Genomic DNA, 8,783 nt, shown 5'->3' with positions numbered 1-8,783 from the left:
TCAGCCTATCCAGCGACTGACACTCCGCATTCGCGAGCAAGCCCGCTCCCACACAAGCCCGCTCCCGCATCGAGTTTTTTGCATTCTGTGAGTGCTACATCAAAACCCATTGATAAATGAGGGCTTCTGCTCAGCTATACTGCCCGACATTTGATCGGCCCTTCGAGGACTCACTGTGAAGAACTGGACCTTGCGCCAACGGATCTTGGCAAGCTTTGCGGTCATTATCGCCATCATGCTGTTAATGGTTGTGGTCTCCTATTCACGGTTGCTGAAGATCGAAAGCAGCGAAGTCGCGGTGCGCGACGACGCGGTGCCTGGGGTGTACCTCAGTTCGATGATCCGCAGCGCCTGGGTCGACAGTTACCTGCAAACCCTTGAATTGCTGGGCCTGCGCGAAGACAAGAAGCTGAGCGAGGCCGACAAGACCGAGTTCAAATCCTTCGAAGCGCGCATCCTGCAGCAGATGGACAACTACGAAAAAACCATCTCCGGCAGCAACGATCGGTCCGAGTTCGACAAATTCGAAGCCCTGCACCAGGCCTATAACAAGAGCCTGTCCACCGTGCTCGACAGCCTGCAAAACGGTGACCTGGCTGCCGCGCGCAAGGCGTTCGACACAGAGTTGACGCCGACCTGGACCGCAGGCCGGATGAAGCTCAACGACATCATTACCGAAAACAAGAACGTCGCCGACCGTGCGACCAACGCCATTGATGAGGCGGTATCGGCGGCGAAAATCAGCATGTTCGTGTCATTGGCCGTGGCGATCCTCGCCGCCGGCCTGTGTGGCTTGCTGCTGATGCGCGCGATCATGTCGCCGATGCAGCGTATCGTCGATATCCTCGAAACCATGCGCGATGGCGACCTGAGCAAGCGCCTGAACCTGGAGCGCAAGGACGAATTCGGCGCGGTGGAAACCGGCTTCAACGACATGATGACCGAGCTGACGGCCCTGGTATCCCAGGCCCAGCGTTCTTCGGTGCAGGTGACCACCTCCGTCACCGAGATTGCCGCCACCTCCAAGCAGCAACAGGCCACTGCGACCGAAACGGCTGCCACGACCACCGAGATCGGTGCCACATCGCGGGAAATCGCCGCAACTTCCAAGGACTTGGTCCGCACCATGACCGAAGTCTCCACCGCCGCCGATCAGGCATCGGTCGCCGCCGGCTCCGGCCAGCAAGGCCTGGCACGCATGGAAGAGACCATGCACTCGGTGATGGGCGCCGCCGACCTGGTGAACGCCAAGCTGGCGATCCTCAATGAGAAGGCCGGCAACATCAACCAGGTGGTGGTGACCATCGTCAAGGTGGCCGACCAGACCAACCTGTTGTCCCTCAACGCTGCCATCGAGGCCGAGAAGGCCGGCGAATACGGGCGTGGTTTTGCCGTGGTGGCCACCGAAGTGCGTCGCCTGGCCGACCAGACTGCGGTGGCCACTTACGATATCGAGCAGATGGTGCGCGAGATCCAGTCGGCGGTGTCGGCGGGGGTGATGGGTATGGACAAGTTTTCCGAAGAAGTGCGCCGGGGCATGTTCGAAGTGCAGCAAGTGGGCGAGCAACTGTCGCAGATCATTCATCAGGTACAGGCGCTGGCGCCGCGGGTGTTGATGGTCAACGAAGGCATGCAGGCCCAGGCCACCGGCGCCGAGCAGATCAACCACGCCCTGGTGCAACTGGGCGATGCCAGCAGCCAGACCGTCGAATCCCTGCGCCAGGCCAGCTTCGCCATCGATGAGCTGAGCCAGGTGGCGGTCGGTCTGCGCAGCGGCGTGTCGCGTTTCAAAGTCTGATGAGCGACCTCGCGGCTAAACGCGGCGCCGTCCCGGCAGCGAAAAAGGTGCTGTTCCTGGTGTTTCACATCGGCAGCGAACGCTATGCCCTCAAGGCCACGGAAGTGGCGGAGGTATTGCCGCGCCTGCCGCTCAAACCCATCGCCCATGCACCCCTGTGGGTGGCGGGCATTTTTGCCCACCGTGGCGCGCTGGTGCCGGTGATCGACCTCAGTGCGCTGACCTTCGGCGCCGCCGCCCAGGTGCGTACCAGCACGCGGCTGGTGCTGGTCAACTATCAACCGCAACCCTGGATCGATGCGCGCCCGCTGGGCCTGATCCTGGAGCAGGCCACCGACACCCTGCGTTGCGATCCCGCCGAGTTCCAGCCCTATGGCCTGGACAATCGCCAGGCGCCGTACCTGGGCCCGGTGCGCGAAGACGCCGCAGGCTTGATGCAATGGATCGGTGTGGCCGATTTGCTTACCGACGAGGTGCGCACCTTGTTGTTTTCCGCCGAGTTGAGCCTATGAGCAGCGACCCGCGCTTTTCGGCCTTCCTCAAGGAGCGTATCGGCCTGGACGTGGCGTCGGTGGGCGAAGCGATCATCGAACGTGCCGTGCGCCAACGCATTCAGGCGCTCAATGCGCGTACGGCGGACGACTACTGGCAGCATTTGCACAGCTCTCACGATGAACAGCAGGCCCTGATCGAGGCGGTGATCGTCCCCGAAACCTGGTTTTTCCGTTACCCCGAATCGTTCGCGACGCTGGCCCGTCTGGCCAAGACGCGCCTGGCCGAGATCAAGCAGATGCGCGCACTGCGCATCCTGAGCCTGCCCTGTTCCACGGGTGAAGAACCCTATTCGATTGCCATGGCCCTGCTCGATGCCGGTTTCGCCCCGCATCAATTCAAGGTGCAGGGCATGGACGTCAGCCCGTTGTCGGTGGAGCGCGCGCGTCGCGGGGTGTATGGACGCAATTCGTTTCGGGGTACCGACACCGAGTTTCGCGAGCGCCACTTCACCGAGCACGCCGATGGTTATCACCTGGCCGAGCGGGTGCGTGAACAGGTGCGCCTGCAAGTCGGCAACCTGCTCGACCCGGCCCTGCTGGCCAATGAGGCCGCTTACGACTTCGTGTTTTGCCGCAACCTGCTGATCTACTTCGACCAGCCGACCCAGAAACAGGTGTTCGAGGTGCTCAAGGACTTGACCCATGTCGACGGCGTGCTGTTCATCGGCCCGGCCGAAGGTAGCCTGTTGGGGCGCCATGGCATGCGTTCGATCGGTGTGCCGCAGTCGTTTGCGTTCAGCCGGCATGCCGAGCCTGTACGGCCGGAACCGGTGTTTACGCCGATGCCGGTTCCCGTTCCCCAGCGCAGCGCAGCGCCGATTGCGACACGGCCGCGGCCATTCAGCAGCGTTCGTCCCCAGGACACACTGCCCAAGGCGCAGCCGTCCGAGGCCGGGGACTTGCTCGGCCGCATCGCGACCCTTGCCAATGAAGGGCGCAGCACCGAGGCTCGTGCGGCCTGTGAAGCGTATCTGAACAACCACCCGCCGGCCGCCCAGGTGTTCTACTGGCTGGGGCTGCTCAGCGATGTGGCCGGCAGCACCCTGGAAGCCCAGGGTTTTTACCGGAAAGCCTTGTACCTGGAACCCCAGCATCCGCAGGCCCTGATGCACCTGGCCGCGCTGCTCGAGTCCCAGGGTGACAGCGCGGGGGCGCGCCGTCTGCAGGCGCGGGCCGCCCGTAGCGAGCGAGCTGACAGTGAGCCTGAACGATGAGTAGCCCAGCCTCCCTCGACACCACCGGCCTGGACCTGACCCTGGCCGATACCCAAGCCATCGACGATTGCTGGAACCGCATCGGCATCCATGGCGACAAATCCTGCCCGTTGCTGGTGGACCACATCCACTGCCGCAACTGCTCGGTGTATTCCGCAGCCGCCACGCGCCTGCTGGACCGCTATGCCTTGCAACAGGATGAACATCGTCCCCAGGCCACCGTGGAGGCCGATGAGGAGATTGTCACCCGCTCGCTGCTGATGTTCCGCCTGGGCGAGGAATGGCTGGGCATCGCCACCCGTTGCCTGGTCGAAGTCGCGCCGTTGCAGCCGATTCACTCCCTGCCGCACCAGCGCTCCCGAGCCTTGCTCGGCGTGGCCAATGTGCGTGGCGCGCTGGTGGCGTGCCTGTCGCTGGTGGAACTGCTGGGGCTCGATGCCGCCAGCCAGGGCACCGGCGGCGGACGCATCATGCCGCGCATGCTGATCATCGCCGCGCAGGATGGCCCGGTGGTGGTGCCGGTGGATGAGGTCGACGGCATCCATGCCATCGATGAGCGCACCTTGAAGGCGGCGTCGGCTTCCGGCCCCCAGGCCAGTGCGCGCTACACCCAGGGTGTGTTGCAGTGGAAAGGCCGAAGCCTGCGTTGGCTGGATGAGGCGCAATTGTTGTCCGCCGTGACCCGGAGCCTCACATGACCCCCGACCAGATGCGCGATGCCTCGCTGCTGGAACTGTTCAGCCTGGAAGCCGATGCGCAGACCCAGGTCTTGAGCGCGGGCCTGTTGGCCCTTGAGCGCAACCCGACCCAGGCCGACCAACTGGAAGCCTGCATGCGCGCCGCCCACTCGCTCAAGGGCGCGGCGCGGATTGTCGGCGTGGACGCCGGGGTCAGCGTGTCCCATGTCATGGAGGATTGCCTGGTCAGCGCCCAGGAAGGTCGTCTGTATCTGCAGCCCGAACATATCGACGCGTTGCTGCAGGGCACCGACCTGCTGATGCGCATCGCCACGCCGGGCAATGACGTGGGCCCGGCGGATATCGAAGGGTATGTGGCGTTGATGGAACGCCTGCTCGATCCGACCCAGGCGCCGGTCAAGGTCACGCCACCGCCGTCACCCCCGCCTGTCGCGCCGCCGGAGCCTGCGCCTGCACCGCTCGTTGAAGGGTTGCCGCCGGAGCCCGAACCAGCGCCGCCGGTTGCCGCTGAGCCGGTACGCCAGAGCAAGCGCATGACTGAAGGTGGCGAGCGTGTGTTGCGGGTGACCGCCGAACGCCTCAATAGCCTGTTGGACCTGTCCAGCAAATCCCTGGTGGAAACCCAGCGGCTCAAACCCTACCTGGCCAGCCTCCAGCGCTTGAAGCGTATTCAAAGCCAGAGCGTGCGTGCCCTGGATACGCTGGACGGCCAGCTCAAGACCCAGGCGTTGAGTCTTGAAGCCCAGGAGGCCCTGGCCGATACCCGGCGGTTGCTCAGCGAAGCCCAGGCGCTGCTGGCGGAAAAAACCGCCGAGCTCGACGAGTTCGGCTGGCAGGCCGGGCAGCGTGCGCAAGTGCTCTATGACACCGCGCTGGCGTGCCGCATGCGCCCGTTTGCCGATGTGCTGGCCGGGCAGGTGCGCATGGTGCGCGACCTGGGCCGCAGCCTGGGCAAACAGGTACGCCTGGAAATCGAAGGCGAAAAGACTCAGGTCGACCGCGACGTGCTGGAAAAGCTCGAAGCGCCGCTCACTCATTTATTGCGCAATGCCGTCGACCACGGTATCGAAATGCCCGAACAACGGGTGCTGGCCGGCAAGCCGGCGGAAGGCGTGATCCGCCTGCGGGCGTCCCATCAGGCCGGCCTGCTGGTGCTGGAGTTGAGCGACGACAGTAACGGTGTCGACCTGGAGCGTCTGCGCGGCACCATCGTCGACCGGCACCTGTCGCCGCTGGAAACCGCGCTGCGCCTGAGCGAAGAGGAACTGCTGACTTTCCTGTTCCTGCCGGGGTTCAGCCTGCGTGACAAGGTCACCGAGGTGTCCGGGCGCGGTGTCGGGCTGGATGCGGTGCAGCATATGGTCCGCCAACTGCGCGGGGCGGTGGTGCTGGAGCAGACGGCGGGGCAGGGCAGCCGCTTCCATCTGGAGGTGCCGCTGACCCTGTCGGTGGTGCGCAGCCTGGTGGTGGAAGTCGGTGAAGAAGCCTATGCCTTCCCGCTGGCGCATATCGAGCGCATGTGCGACCTGGCGCCGGATGACATCGTGCAACTGGAAGGCCGCCAGCATTTCTGGCACGAAGGTCGGCATGTCGGCCTGGTCGCCGCCAGCCAGCTGTTGCAGCGCCCGGCCGGGCAGAACAGCGAAGACACCCTGAAGGTGGTGGTGATCCGCGAGCGCGATGCGGTGTATGGCATCGCGGTGGAGCGGTTCATCGGCGAGCGCACGCTGGTGGTGTTGCCGCTGGACGACCGCCTGGGCAAGGTCCAGGACATTTCCGCCGGCGCCCTGCTGGACGACGGCTCGGTGGTGCTGATCGTCGACGTGGAAGACATGCTCCGTTCGGTGGACAAACTGCTCAACACCGGTCGCCTCGAACGCATCGCCCGGCGCAGCCAGCAAACCAGCGAAGCGCCACGCAAACGCGTGCTGGTGGTGGATGACTCGCTGACGGTGCGCGAGTTGCAGCGCAAATTGCTGCTTAATCGTGGTTATGAAGTGGCCGTCGCGGTCGATGGCATGGACGGCTGGAACGCCTTGCGCTCCGAAGACTTCGACCTGCTGATCACTGACATTGATATGCCTCGCATGGACGGTATTGAATTGGTCACACTCCTGCGCCGTGACAGTCGCCTGCAATCGTTGCCGGTGATGGTGGTGTCGTACAAGGATCGCGAAGAAGACCGGCGACGTGGACTGGACGCCGGCGCCGACTATTATCTAGCCAAAGCCAGTTTCCACGATGACGCGTTGCTGGACGCCGTGGTGGAGCTGATCGGAGGTGCGCGGGCATGAGGATTGCGATCGTCAATGACATGCCCCTGGCCGTGGAGGCCTTGCGCCGCGCCTTGAGTTTCGAGCCCGCCCACGAGGTGGTGTGGGTGGCCGGCAATGGCCTGGAAGCGGTGCAGCGCTGCGCCGAATTGACGCCGGACATGATCCTGATGGACCTGATCATGCCGGTGATGGATGGCGTGGAAGCCACCCGGCGAATCATGGCGGAGACGCCGTGCGCCATCGTGATCGTCACCGTCGACCGCCAGGCCAACGTGAGCCGGGTGTTCGAAGCCATGGGCCATGGCGCGCTGGACGTTGTCGACACGCCAACCCTGGGCGTCGGCAACCCCCGCGATGCGGCGGCGCCGCTGTTGCGCAAGATCCTCAATATCGGCTGGCTGATCGGTCAGCGCGGTAGCCGTGTCCGCGCCGAAACCGCGCCCCCGCGCATCAGCGGCACCCGTCAGAGCCTGGTGGCCATCGGTTCGTCGGCGGGTGGCCCGGCTGCCCTGGAAACCCTGCTCAAGGGCTTGCCGCGGGACTTCCCTGCCGCCATCGTGCTGGTGCAGCATGTGGACCAGGTGTTCGCCGCCGGCATGGCCGAATGGCTGAGCAGTGCGTCGAGCCTGCCGGTGCGCCTGGCCCGCGAGGGGGAGCCGCCGCAACGCGGCGTGGTGCTGCTGGCCGGCACCAACCATCACATTCGTCTATTGAAGAATGGCACGCTAGCCTATACCGCAGAGCCGGTGAACGAGATTTACCGGCCTTCCATCGATGTGTTTTTCGAGAGCGTGGCCAGCCATTGGAACGGTGATGCCGTCGGTGTGCTGCTCACCGGCATGGGGCGCGACGGGGCCCAGGGCCTCAAGTTGCTGCGTGAACAAGGATATTTGACCATCGCCCAGGATCAGCAGAGCTCGGCGGTGTATGGCATGCCCAAAGCGGCGGCGGCGATTGACGCTGCTGTTGAAATTCGCCCACTGGACAGAATTGCGCCCCGTCTGCTGGAGGTATTTGCAAAATGACGCATACCCCCGGCGGTGCTGGCTGGCAGGAAGTAATTCAGGTGACTGCACATGAATGATTTACAGATCGACGACATCAAGACCGACGAAAATGCCGCCATGGTGTTGCTGGTCGACGACCAGGCCATGATTGGCGAAGCCGTACGGCGTGGCCTGGCCCAGGAAGAAAATATCGACTTCCATTTCTGTGCCGACCCGCACCAGGCGATTGCCCAGGCGATCCGCATCAAGCCGACGGTGATCCTGCAAGACCTGGTGATGCCCGGTCTCGATGGCCTGACGCTGGTGCGCGAATACCGCAACCACCCGGCCACGGCGAATATCCCGATCATCGTGCTGTCGACCAAGGAAGACCCGCTGATCAAGAGCGCGGCGTTTTCTGCCGGGGCCAATGATTATCTGGTCAAGCTGCCCGACAACATCGAGTTGGTGGCGCGCATCCGCTATCACTCGCGTTCCTACATGACCCTGTTGCAGCGGGATGCTGCGTACCGCGCGCTGCGGGTCAGCCAGCAACAACTGCTGGACACCAACCTGGTGCTGCAACGCCTGATGAACTCCGATGGCCTGACCGGGCTGTCCAATCGCCGGCATTTCGACGAATACCTGGAGCTGGAATGGCGCCGCGCCATGCGTGATCAAACCCAGTTGTCGTTGTTGATGATCGATGTGGATTTCTTCAAGACCTATAACGACAGTTTTGGGCATGTCGAAGGCGATGAGGCCTTGCGCAAGGTCGCGGCGACCATTCGCGAGGCCAGCAGCCGGCCTTCGGATTTGCCGGCGCGCTATGGCGGTGAGGAGTTCTCGCTGGTGTTGCCGAATACTTCTCCGGGTGGGGCGCGGTTGGTTGCCGAGAAACTGCGCATGGCGGTGGCGGCGTTGAAGATCCCGCATATCGCGCCGACCGAGGGCTCCAGCCTGACCGTCAGCATTGGGCTATCGACCATGACGCCGCAGCAGGGGTCGGATTGTCGGCAGTTGATACTGGCGGCGGATAAGGGGTTGTATACGGCCAAGCATAATGGGCGGAATCAGGTGGGGATTGAGTAGGGCTGAGTGCTGCCGTGTACATGACGGGGCGCCCAAGATCAAAAGCAAACGCGTGGCGGCCTGGTAGCCGACCGGTTTCTGGAAGCCGGTCTTGGTCCAAATGTGGGAGCGGGCTTGCTCGCGAAAGCGGTGGATCAGTTAGAGATGTAATCGCTGACACGCCGC

At 63.7% G+C, this 8,783-nt stretch carries 7 protein-coding genes; all 7 read left to right on the top strand.

Annotation, left to right across the window (positions count from 1 at the left end):
• Positions 1 to 175: 175 nt before the first annotated feature.
• The 7 genes from ACW9IB_RS28835 to ACW9IB_RS28805 are packed head-to-tail and all read left to right on the top strand — an operon-like array spanning position 176 to position 8,618.
• On the top strand, positions 176 to 1,798 hold the full coding sequence (locus ACW9IB_RS28835; RefSeq protein ID WP_457364997.1) for a methyl-accepting chemotaxis protein: 1,623 nt from the start codon (positions 176 to 178) through the stop codon (positions 1,796 to 1,798).
• The gene (locus tag ACW9IB_RS28830; protein WP_457416701.1) at positions 1,798 to 2,310 is read left to right on the top strand and encodes a chemotaxis protein CheW; all 513 of its coding nucleotides are present in this window, start codon (positions 1,798 to 1,800) and stop codon (positions 2,308 to 2,310) included. Before ACW9IB_RS28835 ends, ACW9IB_RS28830 begins: the two co-directional genes overlap by 1 nt.
• Positions 2,307 to 3,566 carry a CheR family methyltransferase gene (locus tag ACW9IB_RS28825; protein ID WP_457416699.1) on the top strand — a complete coding sequence of 420 codons (1,260 nt, stop codon included), beginning with the start codon at positions 2,307 to 2,309 and terminating at the stop codon, positions 3,564 to 3,566. Before ACW9IB_RS28830 ends, ACW9IB_RS28825 begins: the two co-directional genes overlap by 4 nt.
• Positions 3,563 to 4,264: a chemotaxis protein CheW gene (locus ACW9IB_RS28820; protein ID WP_457416697.1), complete on the top strand. Its 702-nt coding sequence runs from the start codon at positions 3,563 to 3,565 to the stop codon at positions 4,262 to 4,264. The genes ACW9IB_RS28825 and ACW9IB_RS28820 overlap by 4 nt, the downstream gene beginning before the upstream one ends.
• Complete coding sequence (locus ACW9IB_RS28815; RefSeq protein WP_457416695.1) at positions 4,261 to 6,558, top strand: response regulator; 2,298 nt, start codon at positions 4,261 to 4,263, stop codon at positions 6,556 to 6,558. The genes ACW9IB_RS28820 and ACW9IB_RS28815 overlap by 4 nt, the downstream gene beginning before the upstream one ends.
• Positions 6,555 to 7,565, top strand: a complete 1,011-nt coding sequence (gene cheB / locus ACW9IB_RS28810) for a chemotaxis-specific protein-glutamate methyltransferase CheB (protein WP_457416693.1) — start codon at positions 6,555 to 6,557, stop codon at positions 7,563 to 7,565. Before ACW9IB_RS28815 ends, cheB begins: the two co-directional genes overlap by 4 nt.
• A 51-nt stretch (positions 7,566 to 7,616) precedes the next feature.
• Positions 7,617 to 8,618: a diguanylate cyclase gene (locus tag ACW9IB_RS28805; RefSeq protein WP_457364991.1), complete on the top strand. Its 1,002-nt coding sequence runs from the start codon at positions 7,617 to 7,619 to the stop codon at positions 8,616 to 8,618.
• Positions 8,619 to 8,783 lie beyond the last annotated feature (165 nt).

Source organism: Pseudomonas sp. SDO524_S393 (assembly GCF_054071875.1).
This window is presented reverse-complemented; position numbering and strand designations above follow the sequence as displayed.